This window comes from Arcobacter sp. F2176, from assembly GCF_004116465.1.
Taxonomy (GTDB): domain Bacteria; phylum Campylobacterota; class Campylobacteria; order Campylobacterales; family Arcobacteraceae; genus Arcobacter; species Arcobacter siniprincipis.
This window is the reverse complement of record NZ_PDJV01000002.1, coordinates 95,101-116,756: the sequence shown is the minus strand read 5'-3', so window position 1 is coordinate 116,756 and position 21,656 is coordinate 95,101. Positions and strand designations below refer to the sequence as shown.

The 21,656-nt window shown below is 27.6% G+C and carries 20 protein-coding genes and 1 pseudogene; 9 read left to right on the top strand and 12 right to left on the bottom strand.

The window, feature by feature from the left end; genetic code table 11:
- The first annotated feature begins 81 nt into the window (after positions 1 to 81).
- The 5 genes from CRU95_RS02285 to mqnE all read left to right on the top strand — a co-directional run bounded on the left by CRU95_RS02285 (position 82) and on the right by mqnE (position 4,997).
- Entirely contained in the window at positions 82 to 1,686 is a 1,605-nt protein-coding gene (locus tag CRU95_RS02285; RefSeq protein ID WP_129099534.1) for a cation:proton antiporter, read from the top strand.
- Positions 1,687 to 1,870: 184 nt separating this feature from the next.
- On the top strand, positions 1,871 to 2,959 hold the full coding sequence (locus tag CRU95_RS02280; RefSeq protein ID WP_129099533.1) for a pyridoxal phosphate-dependent aminotransferase family protein: 1,089 nt from the start codon (positions 1,871 to 1,873) through the stop codon (positions 2,957 to 2,959).
- A 13-nt stretch (positions 2,960 to 2,972) separates the two neighbouring features.
- Positions 2,973 to 3,620: a carbonic anhydrase gene (locus tag CRU95_RS02275; RefSeq protein WP_129099532.1), complete on the top strand. Its 648-nt coding sequence runs from the start codon at positions 2,973 to 2,975 to the stop codon at positions 3,618 to 3,620.
- Positions 3,617 to 3,934: a hypothetical protein gene (locus tag CRU95_RS02270; RefSeq protein WP_129099531.1), complete on the top strand. Its 318-nt coding sequence runs from the start codon at positions 3,617 to 3,619 to the stop codon at positions 3,932 to 3,934. Before CRU95_RS02275 ends, CRU95_RS02270 begins: the two co-directional genes overlap by 4 nt.
- Position 3,935: 1 nt before the next feature.
- Entirely contained in the window at positions 3,936 to 4,997 is a 1,062-nt protein-coding gene (mqnE, locus tag CRU95_RS02265) for an aminofutalosine synthase MqnE (RefSeq protein WP_129099530.1), read from the top strand.
- A gap of 1 nt (position 4,998) precedes the next feature.
- Here mqnE and CRU95_RS02260 read toward each other — a convergent pair whose 3' ends face one another.
- From CRU95_RS02260 to CRU95_RS02245, 4 genes are read right to left on the bottom strand one after another with little or no spacing between them, the layout of a single operon-like run.
- Complete coding sequence (locus tag CRU95_RS02260) at positions 4,999 to 6,585, bottom strand: hypothetical protein (protein ID WP_129099529.1); 1,587 nt, start codon at positions 6,583 to 6,585, stop codon at positions 4,999 to 5,001.
- A gap of 11 nt (positions 6,586 to 6,596) precedes the next feature.
- Complete coding sequence (locus CRU95_RS02255; protein ID WP_129099528.1) at positions 6,597 to 7,211, bottom strand: lysophospholipid acyltransferase family protein; 615 nt, start codon at positions 7,209 to 7,211, stop codon at positions 6,597 to 6,599.
- The gene (gene miaB / locus CRU95_RS02250; protein WP_129099527.1) at positions 7,208 to 8,527 is read right to left on the bottom strand and encodes a tRNA (N6-isopentenyl adenosine(37)-C2)-methylthiotransferase MiaB; all 1,320 of its coding nucleotides are present in this window, start codon (positions 8,525 to 8,527) and stop codon (positions 7,208 to 7,210) included. Before miaB ends, CRU95_RS02255 begins: the two co-directional genes overlap by 4 nt.
- 17 nt (positions 8,528 to 8,544) lie before the next feature.
- Positions 8,545 to 8,787, bottom strand: a complete 243-nt coding sequence (locus CRU95_RS02245; protein WP_129099526.1) for an HP0268 family nuclease — start codon at positions 8,785 to 8,787, stop codon at positions 8,545 to 8,547.
- A gap of 150 nt (positions 8,788 to 8,937) precedes the next feature.
- Between CRU95_RS02245 and nusA the strand changes: the two genes are divergently transcribed.
- Entirely contained in the window at positions 8,938 to 10,113 is a 1,176-nt protein-coding gene (gene nusA / locus CRU95_RS02240; protein ID WP_129099525.1) for a transcription termination factor NusA, read from the top strand.
- Complete coding sequence (cysS, locus tag CRU95_RS02235) at positions 10,113 to 11,516, top strand: cysteine--tRNA ligase (RefSeq protein ID WP_129099524.1); 1,404 nt, start codon at positions 10,113 to 10,115, stop codon at positions 11,514 to 11,516. The genes nusA and cysS overlap by 1 nt, the downstream gene beginning before the upstream one ends.
- A 7-nt stretch (positions 11,517 to 11,523) precedes the next feature.
- Here cysS and CRU95_RS02230 read toward each other — a convergent pair whose 3' ends face one another.
- The 6 genes and pseudogenes from CRU95_RS02230 to CRU95_RS02205 all read right to left on the bottom strand — a co-directional run bounded on the left by CRU95_RS02230 (position 11,524) and on the right by CRU95_RS02205 (position 16,714).
- Positions 11,524 to 12,483, bottom strand: coding sequence for a hypothetical protein (locus CRU95_RS02230; protein ID WP_129099523.1), 960 nt, complete (start codon positions 12,481 to 12,483; stop codon positions 11,524 to 11,526).
- Between the two features lie 148 nt (positions 12,484 to 12,631).
- Entirely contained in the window at positions 12,632 to 12,889 is a 258-nt protein-coding gene (gene rpsR / locus CRU95_RS02225; protein ID WP_013136624.1) for a 30S ribosomal protein S18, read from the bottom strand.
- A 15-nt stretch (positions 12,890 to 12,904) separates the two neighbouring features.
- On the bottom strand, positions 12,905 to 13,432 hold the full coding sequence (locus CRU95_RS02220; protein WP_129099522.1) for a single-stranded DNA-binding protein: 528 nt from the start codon (positions 13,430 to 13,432) through the stop codon (positions 12,905 to 12,907).
- Between the two features lie 36 nt (positions 13,433 to 13,468).
- Positions 13,469 to 13,804, bottom strand: a pseudogene (gene rpsF, locus CRU95_RS02215) (30S ribosomal protein S6); the annotation flags it as partial.
- Between the two features lie 77 nt (positions 13,805 to 13,881).
- Entirely contained in the window at positions 13,882 to 14,865 is a 984-nt protein-coding gene (holA, locus tag CRU95_RS02210) for a DNA polymerase III subunit delta (protein WP_129099520.1), read from the bottom strand.
- Entirely contained in the window at positions 14,858 to 16,714 is a 1,857-nt protein-coding gene (locus CRU95_RS02205) for an RNB domain-containing ribonuclease (protein ID WP_129099519.1), read from the bottom strand. The genes holA and CRU95_RS02205 overlap by 8 nt, the downstream gene beginning before the upstream one ends.
- Before the next feature lie 107 nt (positions 16,715 to 16,821).
- On the opposite strand from CRU95_RS02205, the gene ilvC reads away from it, so the two are divergent.
- Entirely contained in the window at positions 16,822 to 17,844 is a 1,023-nt protein-coding gene (gene ilvC / locus CRU95_RS02200; RefSeq protein ID WP_129099518.1) for a ketol-acid reductoisomerase, read from the top strand.
- A gap of 43 nt (positions 17,845 to 17,887) precedes the next feature.
- The gene (locus CRU95_RS02195; RefSeq protein ID WP_258238604.1) at positions 17,888 to 19,054 is read left to right on the top strand and encodes a divergent polysaccharide deacetylase family protein; all 1,167 of its coding nucleotides are present in this window, start codon (positions 17,888 to 17,890) and stop codon (positions 19,052 to 19,054) included.
- Between the two features lie 10 nt (positions 19,055 to 19,064).
- Here the strand turns inward: CRU95_RS02195 and CRU95_RS02190 are convergent, their stop codons facing one another.
- Complete coding sequence (locus CRU95_RS02190; RefSeq protein WP_129099517.1) at positions 19,065 to 19,547, bottom strand: hypothetical protein; 483 nt, start codon at positions 19,545 to 19,547, stop codon at positions 19,065 to 19,067.
- A gap of 132 nt (positions 19,548 to 19,679) precedes the next feature.
- Complete coding sequence (locus tag CRU95_RS02185; RefSeq protein ID WP_129099516.1) at positions 19,680 to 21,548, bottom strand: methyl-accepting chemotaxis protein; 1,869 nt, start codon at positions 21,546 to 21,548, stop codon at positions 19,680 to 19,682.
- Positions 21,549 to 21,656: the final 108 nt, after the last annotated feature.

Here is a 21,656-nt window from a genome sequence, read left to right as displayed (position 1 = left end):
TTTGAAAAATTATATCATTATTTGGATATTTTATATACAAATAATTTTTCTATTGTTTCATTTCTTTTGATAATATATCGTATGGAATCAATACTATTTATTTTATTTATATCATTATCAATTTCAACCATTTTAAATATCATATTTAAAAAGTTATCTATATCCCATATTTTAGGATATATCATAACTGGTACACTAATAAGTACTTTGTTTAACTTTAATGGTGAAGAAGATCTTGATGCTCTAAATTTAATCGCTGAATTTGGTATAGTATTTTTGATGTTTTCTATAGGATTAGAAATGCCTATAGAAAAACTAAAAAGAATGAAAAATGCTCTAATTTTTGATGGCTTATCGCAAGTATTTATTAGTGCCGTTATTATATTTGTTATTTCTAAATATGTTTTTTCAATTGACACGAATTCATCTTTAATAATCTCACTTGCATTTTCATTATCTTCAACTGCGATTGTTTTAACTTATTTAAAACAATCAAAAGATATATATACACCATATGGACAAAGAGCAACTGCAATTTTGATATTTCAAGATTTAGCAGTAATTCCAATACTCTTACTTATTAGCTTTTTATCAAATGATACATTAAGTTTGCAAGAAGTACTTTTGAAAACAGTAGTTTCAGCTGTTGGTATTATAGCTTTTATGTTTATAATTGGGAAAAGACTTATTTCATTGCTTTTAAGACTTTCTACTCAAACAAAACTTGAAGAGTTATTTTTAGCTTCTGTTTTATCAATAGTAATTGGAACTTCTATTTTAGCTCATAGTTTAGGATTTACATATTCCCTTGGAGCTTTTATTGCTGGTATGATTATTGCGGATAGTTCTTTTCATGTAAAAGTTGAATCAGATATTTCATCTTATAAAGATTTACTTTTAGGTACATTTTTCTTTTCAGTTGGGACAAAAATAGATGTTAGTTTTTTACTTTCAAATATTCATTATGTATTACTAATTTTTGTAGCTGTTATGGCTATAAAAGCGGCTGTAATTTATTTTATTATTAAGTTCAAAGAAAATAAAAGTGACTCGGTAAAATCAGCGATTGCCCTTTGTCAAGTGGGAGAATTCTCTTTTGCAGTTTTCGCCCTTGCTGCAAGTAATAATATTATATCAGAAGAATTAAGTAAATTTTTGATTTTAGTTACTGTTTTATCTATGATAATTACACCTTTTATTGTAAATAATATCTATAAATTAGCTTCTTATTTTGTAGTTGAGTTTTATGAGTCAGATAAAATTACACCAATTGATCAAAAAAACCATACTATTGTTTGTGGATATTCAATGCTTGGAAGAATGATTGCAAATACTTTGGAAGAAAAAAAAGTGCCTTTTGTAATTATTTCAGATGACTTAAGACATGTTTTACTTGCTAGAAAAAGGGGCTTTAAAGCATACTTTGGACACTTAGATAAACTTCCAGTATTGGAGTCATTGAAAGCGGATGAAACTTCAAGTATCATAATAACACTTGATAATATAAATAAAATAAGTCTTATTTGTACTGCTGTTTTATCATTTTATAAAGATGCAAATTTGGTTGTAAAAGTTGATAGTATAGAAGAGAAAAAAATGCTAAAAGAATTAAATATCAAAAAATTTGTATATGCTTATCAAGAGGTTGCTGAACTGCTTGTAAAAGAGAGTTTGGAAGTTCAATAAACAATCTTTAATATTTGACTATTTTTGTGAATGTCAATTATAAAGATTGTAAATTTAAGACTTGTATATAAAAAATTAATATTGAATACTAACTTATAAAAATAGCAAAAACATAGCCAAAAGGCTTAAATCGTATTTAATGAATAATTAACTATAATCCCTAACTAAATTTAGGGAGATTCTTTTGTACGAAAAAGAACTTAATGCTATAAAAAAATCTAACTTATATAGACAAAGAAAGATATTTGATGAAAAGCTAATAGATTTAGCTTCAAATGACTACTTAGGTCTTTCAAGTAATGAAACACTTTTCAAAAATGCCTATGAAAATGTGTTAAAACAAAAATACAAATCCCCAAAAGCCTCAATCTTAGTAAATGGATATAGTCAAATTCACAAAAAATTTGAAGATGATTTAAAAAAAGCAAACAAATTTGAAGAAGCTTTGGTGGTGGGAAGTGGATTTTTGGCAAATGTCTCTATGATAGAAGCATTAGTTCGAAAAGGTGATACACTTTTTATAGATGAAGAGTATCATGCAAGTGGAATACTTGCTACAAAACTGTTAAAAAAAGAACAAGTAATTCTTTTTTCACATAATGATTACCAAGATTTAGAAAATAAAATTAAAACTAGAGAATTAAAAGGTAGATTCATTATTGCCATTGAGGGTGTTTATTCAATGAGTGGAAATATTCCCCATAAAGAGTTCTTCGATATATCAAATAAATATGATGCTTTATTAATAGTTGATGAAGCACATAGTTCAGGAGTTATTGGAGAGAATCTTTTAGGAATATTTGATTATTACAATATCAAACCACAAAAAAATCACATAAAAATGGGAACTCTTGGAAAAGCTTATGGAAGCTATGGAGCATATATTTTATCATCAAAGAATATAATTGATTTTTTGATAAATAGAGCAAAAGCTGTTATTTACACAACTGCTCCATCTTTATTTGACATAGCCTTAGCTAATGAATCTTTGAAATATATATTAACAAATACAAATGAAATAAAAACGAAAATTAAAAATAGACAAGAAGTTGTAAAAGATGAGTTAGGAATTGAAGCAAAGTCTTTAATCATAGCTTATGACATTGGTGAAAACAAAAAAGTTTTAGAAATACAAAAAAAAGTTTTAGAAAAAGGTTATATAGTAGGTGCGATTAGGCAACCAACAGTAAAAAGTGCTATCATTAGACTTATTTCTAAAATAGATGTTTCAATAAATGATTTACAAAAAGTTTGTAAACTAATTAAAAAATAATTGGAAGGAAATTATGAATACTATTAAAAGATTGATAAAAGGGAACGAAAAGTTCAAAAAAGAATATTTCCCTTACTTTGAAAAAGATTTAAAAGAGAGTGTTCAATTAGGACAAAGACCAGAGGTTCTATTTATTGGTTGTTCAGATAGTAGAGTTACTCCTGAATTGATGTTAGATACTCAGCCAGGTGATATGTTTATTTTAAGAAATGTTGGTAACTTTGTGCCACCATATAAACAAGATGAAGACTTCCATGGAAGTGCTGCTGCTATTGAGTTTGCAGTTTCTGTTCTAAATGTTAAGAATATTATTATTTGTGGGCATTCTCACTGTGGTGCATGTAAAGCTTTATATGATGACATTTCAGATGATCCTAAAATGGTACATGTAAAAGTTTGGCTTAAACTTGGTGAAGAAGCTAAACAAAGAACTTTAAAAAGCCAAAAATTTACAACACTAGAAGAGAAATATAGAGCAACAGAGCGAAACTCTATTAGAAATCAACTTGAAAATTTATTAACTTATCCTGAAGTAAAAAAAAGATTTGACAATGGTGAAGTTTTAATTCATGGATGGTATTATGATATAGAAACTGGGAATATTGATTTTTATGATAAAAGTGAAGATAATTTTAAGCCATTAAAGGAATTTACAATATGAGTAAAACAGAAGTTAGAAAAATACCTAGAAAAAGTATAATTATTATAGTAGTTTTAATTATTTTAGCTATTGTTGGATATTTATTAATCACACTATCAAGGGACGCTAAAATAACAGAAGTTTTAAGTTCACTTGGCTATAAAAATGTAAGTAATGTGACGGTATATAATGTTTCACAAGTAGAAGATGAAGAAACTAGAATAAGAAGTAAATTATTTAAAGTTGGTTTTACTAATGAAGAAACCAAACAAGAGTGTTATGGATTTATAAATGAACATAATGGAAAATTTAAAAAAGAAATAGAGTGTAAATAAAATGAGTATTATAGAGAAGTTAGAGAAAAATGAAAGATTAAATTATGAAGAAGCTTTAGAGCTTTATGATTTAGATTTATTTGTTTTAGGTAAATATGCAAATAAACTAAGAGAAGAAAAACATGGCAAAAAAAGTTATTTTAACATAAATAGACACATAAATCCTACAAATATTTGTAAAGATGTATGCCAATTTTGTGCATATAGTGCAAGTAGAAAAAATCCAAAACCTTATACTTTAAAACATGAAGAGATTATGGAAGTTGTTAAAAACTCTTCATTAAATGGCATAAAAGAAGTCCATATAGTATCTGCCCATAATCCAGAAACTGGATTGGAATGGTATTTAGAAATTTTCAAAAAAATAAAAACTGCTTATCCACATATCCACATAAAAGCCTTAACAGCAGCAGAAATTCATTTTTTGAGTGAGCAGTATAATAAAAGTTATGAAGAGATAATTGATTTGATGGTTGAATATGGTGTTGATTCAATGCCAGGTGGTGGAGCTGAAATCTTTGATGAAAAGGTGAGAAAAAGAATCTGTGGAGGGAAAGTCACTTCACAACAATGGCTTGATATCCATGAACTTTGGCATAAAAAAGGCAAAAAGAGTAATGCTACTATGCTTTTTGGACATATAGAAACAAGAGAGCATAGAATTGACCATATATTAAGATTAAGAGACTTACAAGACAAAAGTGGTGGATTTAATGCCTTTATTCCTCTTGTTTATCAAAAAGAAAATAATTTCTTAAAAGTAAAAGATTTCCTAACAGGACAAGAGATACTAAAAACTATGGCAATCTCAAGAATTTTACTGGATAACATTCCTAATATAAAAGCTTATTGGGTAACTTCTACTGTTAAACTAGCTCTTGTAGCACAAGAATTTGGAGCAAATGATTTAGATGGAACAATAGAAAAAGAATCAATTCAAAGTGCAGCAGGAGCTGCAAGTGCAAATGGTCTACCTATTAGTTCATTTGTTGATTTGATTAAAAATTCTGGATTTATTCCAGTTGAAAGAGACTCAGTTTATAAGGAACTAAAAGTTTGGTAAACTATCTGTTCTGATTAAATTGAAGTCCAAAATCTACTTCAATACTTAAATCTTGATTTTTCAAGAATATTATTGGATAAGATACATTTATTGAGTATAACTCTTTATTTAAGTTACTCAATAAATTAAAAAACTCTATAGGTGAATTTATTATCATATTTACTCTATAATTGTATGTTGAAATATTTAAATTAAATGTTGAATCATACACTAACACTGCACTTTTTGGCAATATAATTTTCAACTGATCACTTACTCTTTTTACAGGCATAAATCCATCATTTATATATTTTGGAAGTGCCTCATTATATATCTTACTTGTATCAATTTCAACGGGATCACTATTATATATACTTACATCAAGAGCAATATTTTTTGAATCTTTTACTTGTATATTTGAGTATTTATAAAATTTTAAAAGTTTAGGCTGTATATCTTTAATATAAGAATCAGGAGTTAGCATTTTACCAGTAATTGTAGAATTATCACTTTTAACTTCTAAAGTGTCTACCACCATATCATAAGGAACTGCATTTAATAAAACTACTATATCATCTCTTATTTGATTATTTGCATTTATATGATTTGGCAAAGTATATTGTTTTTCAATAGTTATTTTTTTAGGTTCTTCTTTTTTAATTGTTTTAATTTTTTGAACAATCTGTACAACTTTATCTTTATAATAAATCCCACTACCAGTTATTGCTAATAAAAATATCAATAGTAATATAATCCATTTAGTTGAAGACTTGCCTTTTTTAACTCTTGGTTTTACATAAGTTTGTAATAATCTATTAGGACCTCTTGAAAGTTCATAAATAGAATCTTTTAATGAAATATAGTGATAATGCGTACTTATCATTATATCGTCTTCTAATTGCTGAATTTGTTCATCACTTAATTGTTTAATTGTATACAAAATATCTATTTTATCTACAAAACACTCGCTTTTATTAGTATAAAATTCTTTAAGTGTTTTAGAAATAAAATTTTGTAATTCTAAAAAATAAACTTCATCATAAAGTTTTTGACCCAATACTTCTGATTCATAAAATCTAGAGCTTTTTATATCTTTGAACTCAGGAACTTTTTGTATTTTATTAAAAACAATCTTATTTAACTCATTTACAATTACAATATAAATATAATCGCTAACTGTTAAAACAACTAGTGTATTAGAAGTTGGATTTTGTTCTAAATGAAGATTTAAAACTTGAAAAGGAGAAAATACATAATCTAATCCAGTAAACTCAAAATAGTGCTCTACTTCAAAAAGTTTCTCTTTTTTAACAACCACATCAAAACTATTATTTAATTGAACCTTTGAGTATTCTAATAGCTTTTTATTGGTTTTATTGATTATCTTTTCATCTTGGCATAAACACAAAGTTGAAATAAAAGTTTTAGGAATTGCTTCTTGCCATTGATTTATTTTTTGTGCGATATCCCTTGAAAGTATTTCATCATGGATTATAAAAGTTGATTCTTCTGTTTTATCTAAATCTTCATTTTTAAGTTTTTTAAAGTCAATTTTTAATTGTGTATCATATTTTAAAATACTTATATATTGAGAATTTTTTGCAAACATAAAAACCTCTTTTATTTCATTGCATTAACTAAAAGTTTATTTTGTATAAACTCTTTAGCTTGGGGCATATCTAAATTCGATACACTAAACGGCTCACTCACATAAAAATCTATCACACCAAATGGTTTTGGAATAATAAACTTATCCCAAGAATTAAATTGCCAATATTTACTTGGCTTACAATTGAATGCTAAAATTTTAGCATCAGTTTTCTTATGAATTGCTACTATTCCATCAGCAACAGAAAATCTAGGCCCTTTTGGACCATCAGGAGTGATTGCAATATCATCTCCACCTTTTAACTCTTTTATTGCACCAATTAAAGCTTTAGTTCCACCCCTAGTACTTGATCCTCTAATAGAATAAATTCCCAAATACTCAACAGTTTTAGTAATTGCTTCTCCATCTTTGTGGTCACTTATCATAGCACTTACTTTACCTTTTGGTTTAAGTTTTTGATAATTAAATGGTTGCATTAAAAGTTCACCATGCCAAAAAGAGACGATGTAAACATCATCTTTTAACTCTTTTGGATGGTGAAAATTCTTTTTATTTGTTAAATATACAAATCTTACAAATAATTGCAAAAAAAATGGCACAATTCGTGTTATAAAAAAAAGCTTCATTCGCTTATTACTTCACCTTTTAATGCTGTTCTGCTTGCATCATTTATTTTTACTTTTACAAATTTTCCAAGAAGTTCATCACTTCCTTTTACAAAAACCTGACACCAATTATCTGTAAATCCACAAACTTCACCATCAGATTTTAGATTCTCAACTAAAATTTCAACAGTTTTTCCAACATATGAATTCATGTGTTCAACTAAATGTTCTTTATGCAAGTCGATTACTTTTATTAATCTAGCACCTGCAATTTCATCATCTATCTCTTGATCTTTTAAAGCTAAGGCTGCTGTATTTGGACGAGGAGAATATTTGAAGTTAAATATTTGATCAAATTTAACCTTTTCTATTACATCCATAGTATCTTCAAAATCCTCTTGTGTTTCCCCTGGAAAACCAACAATAATATCAGTTGTAATTCTAACATTTGGTACAAGTCTTCTAATTTTTTCTGCTCTATTTAAGAACCACTCTTTTGTGTATCCTCTTTTCATAGCTTTTAAAATAGAAGTAGAACCACTTTGAAGTGGCATATGGATACATTTACTAATTTTTGGGTTAGAAGAAAACTCTTCAATAAACTCATCATCCATATGTAAAGGATGGGGAGATGTAAATCTTATTCTTCTTAAACCCTCTATTTTAGATATCTCTTGCAAAAGTTTAGTAAAAGTTGTTTTTGCTCTTTTATCTGAGAATCTTCTTCCATAAGAGTTAACATTTTGCCCTAAAAGCATAACTTCTACTGCACCTTTGTCCACATCTTTTTGGATTTGTTGAACAATCATTTCAGGTGGGATAGATATCTCATCACCCCTTGTTGCAGGAACAATACAATATGTACACTCTTTATCACACCCAATTGAAATGTTTACAGAAGTTTTGTACATAGAAGTTTCACTTCTAGCAAATTCATAAGTACTATCATCATTTTCTATTGAAATTTCAACAGCACCCTTTACATCAATAATATCTTTTATTTTTGAAATATTTCTAGCACCTACAACAAAATCAACATAAGGCGCTCTTTTAATAATATCTTTTCCTAAATGTGAGGCAGTACAACCACAAACACCAATTTTAGCTCCATCTTTTTTCTTTGCATTAAACTGCCCTATTTCTGAAAAAAGTTTTTGAACTGGCTTTTCTCGTACTGAACAAGTGTTGATAATAATAAGATCTGCATCTTCCATATTATCAGTTGTTTTATAATCTTTATACTTTTCTAGTTCAGCAATTATGTGTTGACTGTCAGTATCATTCATCTGACAACCAAGCGTTTGTATAAATAATTTTTTAGATTCTTCTCTACTCATTATAATTTCACTTTAAATTAAAGTGCATGTACCTCATACATATACTCATCCTCAGCTAAACCATATTTTACTTCTCTAAAATATACATTAAACCCTTCACCTTCTAAGCCATCTACTAATGCCATCATATCTTTATGTGAATTATCTTTATCAAAATAAAATATTTTTTGTCCAAGTTCTTTTAGCTCTTCAACTATCTTATCAATTTTTACTTTTTTTGGTTTTTCATTCAATTCGTTTCTTGCGAACAATAATTCCATCTCTATAAGCCTTTTATGTTTAAATTTAACTATATATTTTATCTTAAAGTTACTTTTATTTTTATAAAAGAAGTTTTAGATATAATATTGTTCTACATTCACATTGAAAATCACAAAAATCATAGTTCAATGTTAAAAAAAAGGTTATAAATGGATAAAATAATTGATATATTAGATTCTATTGCTTATGAAAAAGGAATTAAATCTGAGCATGTTGAAACTGCGTTGAAAGAAGCACTAATTAAAACTGGTGAAAAGATGGTTGATCATACTTTAATTTTTGATGCAGAGATTGATAGAAAAAATAAAAGATTAAAACTTTTTCAAAAAATTGAAGTTGTAAAAGATGATGATAAAAGACTTCAAGGTGAAGAAGTTGATCAATATGACAACATTATAAACCCTGAAAATTTTATTCCTTTAAGTGAAGCAAAAGAGATTGATGCAGATTTAGATATTGGAGACTTTTTAGATTATGATTTAGAGTTTGAAAATATGGGAAGAAATGCCGCAACAATTCTTCATAACAATTTTGAATATAGACTTCAAAGATATATAGAAGAAAATCTTGTATCAAAATACAAATCTAAAATCGGAAAAATCATAAATGGTTCTGTAACAAGAGTTGATAGAGCTGAGAACACTTTTGTTGAAATTGGTGAAGTAAAAGGTATGCTTACTAGAAAAAGTAGAATAAAAGGTGAAACTTTTAAAGTAGGAGATAACTTAAAAGCTGTAGTAAAAGCTGTTAATATTGATAAAACAAATGGTTTAATAATTGAATTATCAAGAACAAGCCCTAAATTTCTTGAATCTCTTTTAGCATTAGAAGTTCCTGAACTAAAAGATGAAAGAATCACAATAGAAGCAAGTGCAAGAATCCCAGGTAGTCGTGCTAAAATAGCACTTTCAACTATGGATCCACAAATAGATCCTATTGGTTCTGTTGTTGGAGTTAAAGGTGTTAGAATTACAGCAGTTAGTCAACAATTGCATGGAGAGAATATTGATTGTGTTGAATATTCAACTATTCCTGAAATGTTTGTAGCAAGAGCTTTAAGTCCAGCTATTATCAAAAGTGTTCAAATTATGAAATCTGAAAAATATGATGAAAAAGATAAAGCAATTGTTACAATTTCAAGTGACCAAAAATCAAAAGCAATTGGAAAATCAGGTTTAAATATTAGACTAGCTTCAATGCTTACAAAATGTGAAATTGAACTTGTGGAAGTTGGAGATAATACGCAAAGCAGTGAAGGTTCAACAGAAATTCCAAATGATGAAAGAAGAAAAGATACTTCAGAATTAGAGGCTTTATTTAAATAATGGAAAAGGTATTCATTTATGACTCTGTAAAAAAAGAGAAAGTTTTATTTGAACCAATAGTTGAAAACCAAGCAAAGATATATGTTTGTGGACCAACAGTATATGATGATTCTCATCTTGGTCATGCCAGAAGTGCCATTGCTTTTGACATGTTACATAGAGTCTTAAAAATGAATAATATAAATGTGACTATGACAAAAAATTTTACAGATATTGATGATAAAATCATAAAAAAAATGAACGAATCATCAAGATCTTTAGAAGATATCACAACTCAATACATAAATGCTTACAAAGCTGATATGCATTCACTTAATATCTTAGATAATACAATTGAACCAAAAGCAACACAAAATCTAGAAGCCATGATAGAGATGATAAATGATTTACTTTCAAAAGATATCGCTTATATAATCGAAGATGGTGTTTATTTTGATGTTTCAAAAGATAAATCTTATGGAAATATCTCAAAAAGAGCAAGTGATGAAAACTCAATTGCTAGAGTTGAAGTAAATACTCAAAAAAGAAATTCATCTGATTTTGCCCTATGGAAGTTTGAAAAAGCAAATGATGTGTCATATGAAGCTAACTTTGGAAAAGGTCGTCCAGGTTGGCACATAGAGTGTAGTGCTATGATTCAAAAACACTTAGCATACAAAGATAAAGATTTTCAAATAGATATTCATGGAGGAGGAGCTGATTTACTTTTCCCACACCATGAGAATGAAGCTGCACAAACTAGATGTTCTTCCCATAAAGAGTTGGCAAAATATTGGATGCACAATGGTTTTGTAACTATTGATGGTGAAAAGATGAGTAAATCACTTGGGAATTCATTTTTCTTAAAAGATATTTTAAAATCTTATAGTGGTGAAGTTGTAAGATTTTATTTATTAACAGCCCATTATAGAACAGATTTTAACTTCAATGAAGAGGATTTAATCTCATCTAAAAAAAGACTTGATAAATATTATAGAGTGAAAAAAAGAGTTTATGGAAGCACTGCCTCAGCTGTAAACAGTGAATTTAAAGCAAAAGTTTTAAGTGCCCTAAATGATGATATAAATAGCTCAAAAGCTATCTCTATAGTTGATGATATGATAAATAATGCAAATGATAAATTAGACAAAAATCCAAAAGACAAAAACCTAAAAAAAGAGTTAATTGCAAACTTTGAATTTATAAATGAGATTTTAGGAATATGTTTTAATGATGCATATGAATACTTCCAATTTGGAATAAATGAAGATACAAAAAATAAAATAGAAAAATTAATTGAAAAACGAACTGAAGCTAAAAAAGAAAAAGATTTCGCCACTGCTGATAGTGTAAGAGATGAACTAATAGCTTTAGGAATATCTGTTATGGATACACCAAACGGTGTAGTTTGGGAGAAGTTATAAACTTCTTCTAAACCCTATAATCTACACTACTAATAACTCCCGCTTCACCATTTTCTTTCAAAAACATTGAACTTTGTCCTCCATTTACTGAAGATACATTTGCTAAGTAAATTGCTCCAATTCCAGAATCAGCCAAAGTTACTAGTGAGCTTTCACCATTTGCTTTCTTTTCCCAAACTCTTAAGTCATTGAAAACAGAATCATTTTCATCAATCCAACCATTTCCATCTTCATCATATTTACTTAATTCTTTGAAGCCATCATTTGTGTTTACACCAAAAAGCTCATTCCCATCATCAACTTTATTATTTCCATTTTTATCTATTGCTAAATAGCTTGCATTATTCTGTAATTTTGATATATCACTATTATTTTTATCTTTATTTACATCAAATTCAAAGCCCATATCTCTTGGCACTTCACTTGTATCTCTCCCATCTTTTTTCATATCAATAGAAAATGGGTTATCCCCTTTTCCATAGGCATTTATCTTGGTTTCATTTCTTCTATAAAACTCATTTGAATAAGAAAGACTAAGATTTATTTTAAACTCACCATTTGATGTTTTAATAGTAGCTTGGGAACTAAAATCTATAGTTGTTTTTTCATAATATTCTTCTGTGCTTTCATATGAAAAACCCCATTCTTGATTATTACCTGTAGTGTAAGGATTATCTGGCACTTGAGCTTTACTTGAAGAATCATTTGGATATAAATTGATTTTTTGATTCCCCTGAAACAAATGATTGAGTAATTGTTCTATTATTCTTTTTTTAATTGTATCTACAACTGATAAGTCTGATTCACTACTAAAGACCAGTTTTTTAGGGTCAATATTTACTGACAAATCTTTATTCTCATCTGGATTTTCTGTTTTTGTAAAAGAACTAGCGTTTGTATTTTTTTCGTATTTTTGAACAAAGCTACTATTTGCTTGTAAATTTACTTCATAAGAATCTATTTTCATATTCAATCCTTTTATCTATATTTAAGAATTGTACAGTGGGTTTCATTAAGATATTGTTAAAAACAAAATTTAGTTTTATATAGATTTTTAGGCATAAAAAAAGGAAAGAAGATAATCTTCTTTCCTTTTTTAAAGTAATAACTAAAACTTATCTTGCGTATGCAGCATCTGTAAGGTTTTTAGTATCAACGATATATGGAACTAATGCCATATGTCTTGCTCTTTTGATTGCTAATTCTACCATCTCTTGAGCTCTTTTAGAATTTCCTGTAAGTCTTCTAGGCATGATTTTACCTCTTTCACTCATAGAAATTTTTAAAATTTCAGTGTTTTTATAATCAATGAAATCAATTTTCATCTCAGTATATTTACAATATTTTTTTCCGTATTTTCTTCTCTCAGCCATTTTATTATCCTCTTTCTAGAACGGTATTTCGTCTTCGTCTATATCGATTTCTGGTATTTTATAACTACTATTTTCAGTTGTAGTTTTAATACCACCTTGAGCATAGTTGTTTTGAGCTGGTTGTTGCGGTTGATTATACTGATTACTAGATGGTTGTTGAGTTTGTGGTTGAGAATACTCACCTTCATACCCAGTATTAGCACCATTTTGTGAATCAGATTTTGAATCTAACATTTTCATATTATCAACTCTTAAAGAGTGTCTACTTCTGTTAGTTCCATCTTGTGCAGTCCATTGCTCAAAAACAAGTCTTCCTTCTAATAATACTTTAGAGCCTTTTCGTAAATATTGATTGGCAACCTCAGCACTTCTATTGAAAATATTGAAATCTAAAAAACAAACTTCATCTTTCTTTTCACCAGTACTAGTCTTATAATTATAAGATGTTGCAATTGCACCTTTTGCTATTGCTGCACCACTTGGTAAATATCTCAATTCAATATCTCGTGTAAGATTTCCTATCATAACTACTTTATTATACATTTACGGCTCCTTTTATAAAATTATGCCTTAAGCAGACTTTTTAGCTGCTTCATCACTTAGTTTTGTCCAAGCAGTAACTTCTTTTTTACTCTCATATTTAATGAAAATAAATCTGATGATGTTTTCATTAATTCTATAATTTCTTTCTAATTCTAAGATAGAAGTTGTTGGTGCTTTAAAGTACATTACATAGTAATGACCTCTTTTATGTTTTTCAATTTCGTAAGCTAGTTGTCTAGTTCCCATATCATCAAAAGATACAATTTCTCCACCATTTTTCTCAATGTTAGCTTTCACCAACTCAATCTGTGCTACAGTTTCTTCTTCAGTCATTGTAGGCTTTACAATAAACATTGTTTCATAATGTTTTATTCTTGACATTCATTCTCCTTTTAGTTTTCGCCGGTATTATTAAAAATATCAGCAAGGTTTTTGTAAAGTCTGAGATTTTATCTAAGTTTGTCTGAAAATTTTCTTAGACTTGCTTGAATATATGCATTATGGTCTGGAATTTTTGAACTTTTTAAATCTAATTCCAAATCATTTAAGAAATTAAACAACTCTAAAAAGAGTTCTGGTTTTATTTTTATGGCTAGTTTTGTCTTCTTTTCCCAAATATTTTGTGGAGGAATATATCCTAGTATCTCTTTTGCATTTGGAGTTCCAATTGTCCTTGAATATGAACTTATCATAAAAAGTTGATGTAAAAAAGCTCCAATTTGAGTTAATAAATTTATTTCATTCATTCCCTCTTCAAGTAAAAAGTGCAAATCTCTTTTTATTAATTGTCCACTTAATAAATTAAACAAAAAATCTTCTAAAGAAACAGACCCTATTCCAAAACAGTGTAGCTCTACAAGTTTTGAAGAGATAGATTCTTCGTTTAATATAGATAATTTCTTTAAATCGTTTACACTCAAATTTAAATCATTTCTGTGCATAAAATACAAATGGTTTAATGCAGATACTTCATACTTCAAACCTAATGCTCTAGCTTCACTTTCAAGTATTTGAATAGCTTCTCCTGGATATGGAGTAAACATTCTTACACTTACACTATTATTTTTACTTGTAAAATATCCACCCATTGTTTTAAAATCACCATCTCCCATACAAGCAAATATCACTTTTGAATCTTTATTTATATTACAAGCCTCTATTAATTCTGTAGTCTCATTTTTATTTAATTTTTTATTTAATTTTATAAGCAAGATATTTCTACTTGCAAAAAGAGATGATTGTAAAAGTTTATTTTTTACATATTTAAAATCAAAATCATCAAAATAGACTTTTTCTATCTCTTCTCCAGCTGAAACACCTGTTGCTACAAGATTTGCATACTTTTCTACTAAATAATCACTTTGCCCATAAAACATATATGCAGAGAATTCTTTATTTGCTCTTAACAATCCATCAAACTCATTTTTATACATTTTTTATTGTTCCAACTATATTTTTACTAATCAAATCACTTGATTTTATTGTTATTTTTATTTTAAGAAAAAGTTTTTCACCTCTGTAGTTATCTAGATGAATTCTAAGTCCTGGCATATCTTTATAAAATTTAGCAATTCCTCTTTCTATATCTACTATTTGAGCTTTGAACTCTTCTCCAATATGATTTTTTGCCCATCTAGCATATTTTCTATCTTCATAATCCCAAACAAGTTGATCTACTTTTCTCTCATTTGCAGATATGTGTTCACATATATCATCAATAATTGCAGGTGCTTTTTTAGTTTTTAACATTCGATGAAGAACTAAATCTGAATATCTTCTAATAGGACTTGTAAAGTGTGAATAAGAATCAAAGCCCAAACCAAAGTGACCTAAGTTTTTAGATGAATATTTTGCTTGTGATTGGGACTTTATTATCAAATCATTTATCTCTTCTATCAAAACACTATTTTTTGCTCTTGCTTGAATATCAGTAATTGTCTCATGAACAGATGATTTTACTTCTGCTTTTATTCCAAGTAAATTTACCTCATCAACTAGTTTTGATAAAGATTGAAAAGATGGTTCTTCATGAATTCTAAAAATTCCCACATTGCTTAGTTTTTTACTTGCTTCAATATTGGCCATTAACATACACTCTTCTATTAGTTGGTGAGAGGCCGTTGATTCTTCTACAGAGATTCCTTCTAATTCTAAATTGTGATTTAATTTTTGTCTATACTCTTTACTTATAAAATCATAACCTTTTTGTAATCTTTTTGCTCTAATTTTTTTAGTAATATCATACAAAGGAATCAAATAATCAAAAATCTCTTTTTCTGTTTCGCTATATTTATCCAAGTGTCCTTCTATTACCCTATCAATCCTTCCATAAGAGAATTTCTTATGTGATTTAATAATGGCTTCAAAAAGTTCTGATTTGATTATTTCATAATCTTTGTCTAAATATATTTTAAAAACATAAGAATATCTGTCAACATTCTCTTTAAGTGAACACATCTCTTCACTTAAACTTGGAGGAAGCATAGGTAAAACTTTATTTGGAAGATAAATAGAAGTTGATTTTTGTAAGGCTTGTTTATCAAGTTCGCTATTCTCTTTTACGAAGTATGAAACATCAGCAATAGCCACATAAAGTGTATTTTCTTTTACATCAAAATAAATAGCATCATCATGGTCTTTTGCACTTGCAGGATCTATAGTTGTAAATGGCAAAGCTGTTAAATCAACTCTTTCATTTGTATCATTCATCTTTGCATCAACATCTAAATGCTTTTCTAATCTTATAAGTTCATCATATAAAAACAGTGAAATAAATTGATCAACTTTTGGATCTTGTATATTTCCAACATCTTTTTCTATTTCAAATGTTTTACTATTTATCACATAAATATTTCCATTTGTAAAAGAGCTAAAATCTATTTTAAGTTCTAACTTTATTCCCTCTTTTACACTAAATACTTCACCTTCATTTACATAAACTAATAGTGAAGTTGCATGGGTATATAATACTTTTTCAACTTTTGCTTTAAATGAAGATCTTGGATTAAATACTCTTTTTACCAAAATTAAGTCATTATTATAAGCACCTTTCAAATCATCTATATCCAGTTTTAAATTTTTGTGCTCATTATCCAAGTCACTCAAAAAAGCAAATTTATTTTTTATTTTTACAATTCCCACTCTATACTTTGAATTAAGTTTATAAATGCCATCTTCATAACTTACAATATCATCTTTTATAAATGGCACTAAATACTCTTTTTCATTTTCTGCAAAATCTTCACTGCCAGATATAACTTTTCTAAAAATAGTTTGAATCAAAACTTATCCTAATTTTCTTTTATTTAAGTATACATTATATAACTCTTTTATTTACATTTAGGTTACTTTTGATATAATCCTCAAAAATTATTTTAAAGGATTATTTAATGGCAATAAATGTTTACTATGATAAAGATTGTAATATAGAACTAATCAAATCAAAAAAAGTAGCAATGATAGGTTTTGGATCACAAGGGCATGCTCACGCTGAGAACTTAAGAGATTCTGGAGTTGAAGTTGTTATTGGACTAAGAAAAGGTGGGAGTTCTTGGGCTAAAGCAGAAGCAAAAGGTTTTGTTGTAAAAACAGTTGCAGAAGCAACAACTGGTGCTGATGTTGTAATGATTTTATTACCAGATGAAAATCAATCTGAAATTTATTATTCAGAAATTAAACCAAACCTTAAAGATGGTGCTTATTTAGCATTTGGACATGGTTTTAATATTCATTATGGAAGAATTATTCCTGATGCAAAAACAAATGTAATGATGATTGCTCCTAAAGCTCCAGGTCATACAGTTAGAAATGAATTCACAAAAGGTGGAGGAATTCCTGACCTTATTGCTGTTGAAACTAATCCAAGTGGAGATACAAAAGAAGTAGCACTAGCTTACGCATCAGCTATTGGTGGTGGAAGAACTGGTATTATTGAAACTACATTTAAAGATGAAACAGAAACTGACCTTTTTGGAGAGCAAGCTGTATTATGTGGTGGAGCTGTGTCTTTAGTTCAAGCTGGATTTGAAACTTTAACTGAAGCTGGATATGAACCAGAAATGGCATATTTTGAATGTTTACATGAGTTAAAATTAATCGTTGACTTAATGTATGAGGGTGGAATTTCTGATATGAGATATTCTATTTCTAATACTGCTGAATACGGTGATTATGTATCTGGAAAAAGAGTTATCAATGCTGAAAGTAAAGCAGCAATGAAAGAAATCTTAAAAGAGATTCAAGATGGTAGATTTGCAAAAGATTTCATCTTAGAAGGTCAAGCTGGATACCCAAGAATGAATGCTGAAAGAGCTAATGCAAAAGCTTCTTTAATTGAGCAAACTGGTAATAAATTAAGAAAAATGATGCCTTGGATTTCTTCAAGCAAAATCGTAGACTTAAATAAAAACTAATTTTAAAGTAAGGTTTAATACCTTACTTTGATATTCTAACTTAATGGCGAAAAGAAAACCTCAAAGACGTAAAAAACCTAGTAAAAAAACCTATAAAATTTCTACTGTAAATAAGTTTTTAGCATTATTACTATCTTCTTTACTTATAACCTTAGCAGCATATTTTATTCTTTTAAAAAATCATAATGATAAAATAAATGAATCAACAAAAATACAAAAAGAAAAAATAAAGCATGCAAAAGAAAATAATATTGATAATATTATTGAAGAGTATAATAAAACTTCTAAAGATACCAAAGCCGATAAATTTGAAGAGTACAATAAAGAGTTTGAAAATGAATACATTCATCCAATAGATTCTCAAAAAAAAGAACCTAATTTAAAAGAAAAAAATGAAGAAATACAATCAATAGAACAAAAAGTTTTCCCAGAAAATAAACAAACCTTAGAAAAACAAAATGCACAAGGAAAACCACTTCTACCAGCCTTAGAAGATGGGAAAATGCATAAAGAAGTTGAAAATAAAAAAGAAAAAATAATAACTAAAACTTCTAATAAACCAAAACTCTCTATTGTGATTGATGATGTTACACTTCAATCCCAAATAAATCATATTAAAGATATTGGATATATTGTTAATATATCTTTAATGCCTCCAACAAAAGGCCATAAAAACTCTGCTCGTATTGCACGAAATTTACCGTTTGCTCTAGTTCATTTTCCCCTACAAGCAGGAAAGAATAGTATTAGATTTGAAGAAGACAATACATTAAAAGTGGGAGATTCTTATGAAAAAATTGAAAAAAGAGTTGCACAAATTAGAAAATGGTATCCAAAAATAAAATATACAAATAATCATACAGGAAGTGTTTTTACTTCTGATAAAACATCAATGGAATATTTAATAAAAGCCCTTAAAAAATATAATTTCCAATTTATAGATAGTAGAACAACTGCTCATAGTGTAGTTAAAGAAGTAAGTAAAGAGTTTGGAGTACCTTATATTGCTAGAAATATATTTTTGGATAATAACAAAGACTTTAACTATATTCAAAATCAACTAAAAAAAGCTATAAGAATAGCTAAAAAAACAGGTTCTGCAATAGCAATTGGGCATCCATATCCTATCACAATGGAAGTATTAAAAAAATCTAAATATTTACTAAAAGATTTAGATTTAGTATATATAAATAAATTACCCGTTCACTAAATATTTTTTCCTATTTTGTAAATACAAAACTCTTTGGGATAGCAGGACAATTACCAATTATAGAAAAATCAACTCCATTGCCATTTGGCAATTGGTTCATGCTAATTCCTAAAGCTGTAGTTTTATCTTTTGTTTTAGATTTTTGGTCTGTAAAAATCCATACTTCAAAAAAATAAGGAATTTTATGAAACACTACCCTTTTCTCAACTAAATCAAACTCTGTATAATCGCACTTAAGGTAAATATTTCTCATAATATCATTAAATAATACTTCTGATTGAACTATACTTTTAGCCTTTTCACCTCTTATTTTTGTGTTAGAATAGTATCTTGCACTATTAGTCTCTTTGTACTTTACAAATTCATATGGTTGGTTTGTATTTTCGATTTTTTTATTCATGGATGAAATAGTAGTATTCTCTAAACTATTATAACAACCAGTAAAAAAAGTAATAATACATAATAATCCAATGTTAAAAATAATCTTTCTCAAAATATCTCCTTTTAAATGGTACTTTAATTGTACTATCAATAGTTTTAAAGATTTAAGTGAATTATTATTTTTTGATTATTATATTTATGTTTAAATGAGTATATTAAAAGAAATAGGAAATAATCCTACTTCTTAAAACTTTTTATTGCTTAAATCTGAAACCATATCTTTTGCTATTGAATCAGTCTTTAATGCAATACTTTTAGTCTGCGCTGCAATACTTGCATTCTTTTGCGTTTGTTTATCCAATAAATTAACTGCGTCATTTATTTGCAAGATACCTTGTTCTTGTTCTTTTGAAGCTTTTGCAATATCTTGAATGGTGTCAGTTGTTTTTCCAATATTTAGTAATAATTCTTCATATCCTATACTCATTTTATCACTTATAGACTTTCCATAATTTGCTTTTGATGTTGCCAATTCAACTATATTTTTTATCTCTTTAGCTGCTTCTGCACTTCTATTTGCTAAATTTCTTACTTCTTGCGCAACTACTGCAAACCCCTTCCCTGCTTCTCCTGCTGTTGCAGCTTCAACTGCTGCATTTAGGCTTAAAATATTTGTTTGAAATGCTATTTGATCAATTACTCCTATTGATTCATTTATAGTATTTACTTGTTCAGATATTTCTGTCATAGCAGAACTTGTATTTTTTGCTAATTTTTGCCCTTCTTTTGCTGAAGTGTTAACTTCTTTTGCATAATTAGACATTTGTATAACATTATTTGAATTACTTTTAACTGTTCCTGTTATCTGTTCAAGAGCTGCTGCTGTTTCTTCTAGTGAAGCTGCTGCTTCGTTAGAACTTATATTTAAATCATTAACATTTTGAATTAAAGATGCTGAAGAACTTTCTAATGTTTTTCCTACACTTAATGATTGATTTAATAAAGTTGAAATAACTTCACCTAATTTATTTATTGCAATAGAGACTTTTGAATATGCATCTGGAAATTTTGCTCTAAAATCATGATTTTTAAAACTCTCTAAAACATCTAAAAGCATAGGAATATTTTTTGCAATTGTTTTGTCTAAGTCATTTTGCATATTAGTTAAAATCTCTTTTAATTCTATCAATGATTTTGTCTGAGTATTTTTATTTATTTTAGCTACAAGATTACCATCACCAATCTCTTTTGCAAATCTTGCAATATCTTTTACAAACTCTTCATCTTCTTTAATTGATACTTCTATTAGGTGAATATTTGTATTGATAGTTTGTGCCATTTGCCCAAATTCATCTTTGCTATCTAAATCTATCGTTGATGAATTAGTAGTTTTTTTATTTAAAAAATCAAAAAAGTCTTGAAGCCCAATTCTAACTTTATTTACTGATTTAACAATTTGATTAGATATTAAAAAGGCTATTAATACTCCAATTATCAAAGAGACAATTAATACAGAAATCATCACATATGAGAAACTACTTGCGACTGCTCTAGCTTTTGGTGTTGCAATTTGATTTTTATTCTCTTCATAATCTATAAACTCATTTATTTCATTTAACCAAATTCTTAAATTGCCTTTTGCTTGTGTAATCAATAAATCTTTTGCTTCTTCATTTTTATTATTACTTTTTAATTCAATAATTTTTGATATTATAGGAAGAGTTTTGGCTTCTGTTTCGTTTATCTTTTTCAAAATCTCTTTCTCTTTGTCATCTACATTTAAACCTTCATCAAATATCTTTTTTAATGGTTTTGCTGATTCTATATAATAAGCTTGCAATCTTTTTATATTGGCATGTGATGTTTTAAATAATTCATCATCTTTATTTTTTGCTAATACCAAATCTCTAATTGCTATTGCTCTATCATGAACACTTCCCCTAAAGTTTATGGCATATCTTTGTTTTACAGAATTTACTTCTACAATTTGATTCAAAGTATTATCAATAAAATTCACTTTGAAAATGCCAATTATAGTTATAATGATAATAATTGCTATCATAAATAAAAAACCTGAATAAAGTTTTTTTGAAATAGTCATATTTTTAAACATATATCCTCCAGATAATAATTTTTTTCTTTTAATAAAATATGTCGAATTATATACACTTTCTCTTAATTTATATTTAAAAATAATTATTTGTCTATAAAGTAATAACTA

Excerpts from the sequence above, each read along its gene's own strand:
- CRU95_RS02270 (WP_129099531.1), top strand. The coding sequence starts at position 3,617 with ATGAGTAAAACAGAAGTTAGAAAAATACCTAGAAAAAGTATAATTATT.
- CRU95_RS02275 (WP_129099532.1), top strand. The coding sequence starts at position 2,973 with ATGAATACTATTAAAAGATTGATAAAAGGGAACGAAAAGTTCAAAAAA.
- cysS (WP_129099524.1), top strand. The coding sequence starts at position 10,113 with ATGGAAAAGGTATTCATTTATGACTCTGTAAAAAAAGAGAAAGTTTTA.
- CRU95_RS02185 (WP_129099516.1), bottom strand. The coding sequence starts at position 21,548 with ATGTTTAAAAATATGACTATTTCAAAAAAACTTTATTCAGGTTTTTTA.
- CRU95_RS02245 (WP_129099526.1), bottom strand. The coding sequence starts at position 8,787 with ATGGAATTATTGTTCGCAAGAAACGAATTGAATGAAAAACCAAAAAAA.
- CRU95_RS02260 (WP_129099529.1), bottom strand. The coding sequence starts at position 6,585 with ATGTTTGCAAAAAATTCTCAATATATAAGTATTTTAAAATATGATACA.
- miaB (WP_129099527.1), bottom strand. The coding sequence starts at position 8,527 with ATGAGTAGAGAAGAATCTAAAAAATTATTTATACAAACGCTTGGTTGT.
- CRU95_RS02255 (WP_129099528.1), bottom strand. The coding sequence starts at position 7,211 with ATGAAGCTTTTTTTTATAACACGAATTGTGCCATTTTTTTTGCAATTA.
- rpsR (WP_013136624.1), bottom strand. The coding sequence starts at position 12,889 with ATGGCTGAGAGAAGAAAATACGGAAAAAAATATTGTAAATATACTGAG.
- holA (WP_129099520.1), bottom strand. The coding sequence starts at position 14,865 with ATGTATAAAAATGAGTTTGATGGATTGTTAAGAGCAAATAAAGAATTC.
- CRU95_RS02220 (WP_129099522.1), bottom strand. The coding sequence starts at position 13,432 with ATGTATAATAAAGTAGTTATGATAGGAAATCTTACACGAGATATTGAA.
- CRU95_RS02195 (WP_258238604.1), top strand. The coding sequence starts at position 17,888 with ATGGCGAAAAGAAAACCTCAAAGACGTAAAAAACCTAGTAAAAAAACC.
- mqnE (WP_129099530.1), top strand. The coding sequence starts at position 3,936 with ATGAGTATTATAGAGAAGTTAGAGAAAAATGAAAGATTAAATTATGAA.
- CRU95_RS02285 (WP_129099534.1), top strand. The coding sequence starts at position 82 with ATGGAATCAATACTATTTATTTTATTTATATCATTATCAATTTCAACC.
- ilvC (WP_129099518.1), top strand. The coding sequence starts at position 16,822 with ATGGCAATAAATGTTTACTATGATAAAGATTGTAATATAGAACTAATC.
- CRU95_RS02230 (WP_129099523.1), bottom strand. The coding sequence starts at position 12,483 with ATGAAAATAGATTCTTATGAAGTAAATTTACAAGCAAATAGTAGCTTT.
- nusA (WP_129099525.1), top strand. The coding sequence starts at position 8,938 with ATGGATAAAATAATTGATATATTAGATTCTATTGCTTATGAAAAAGGA.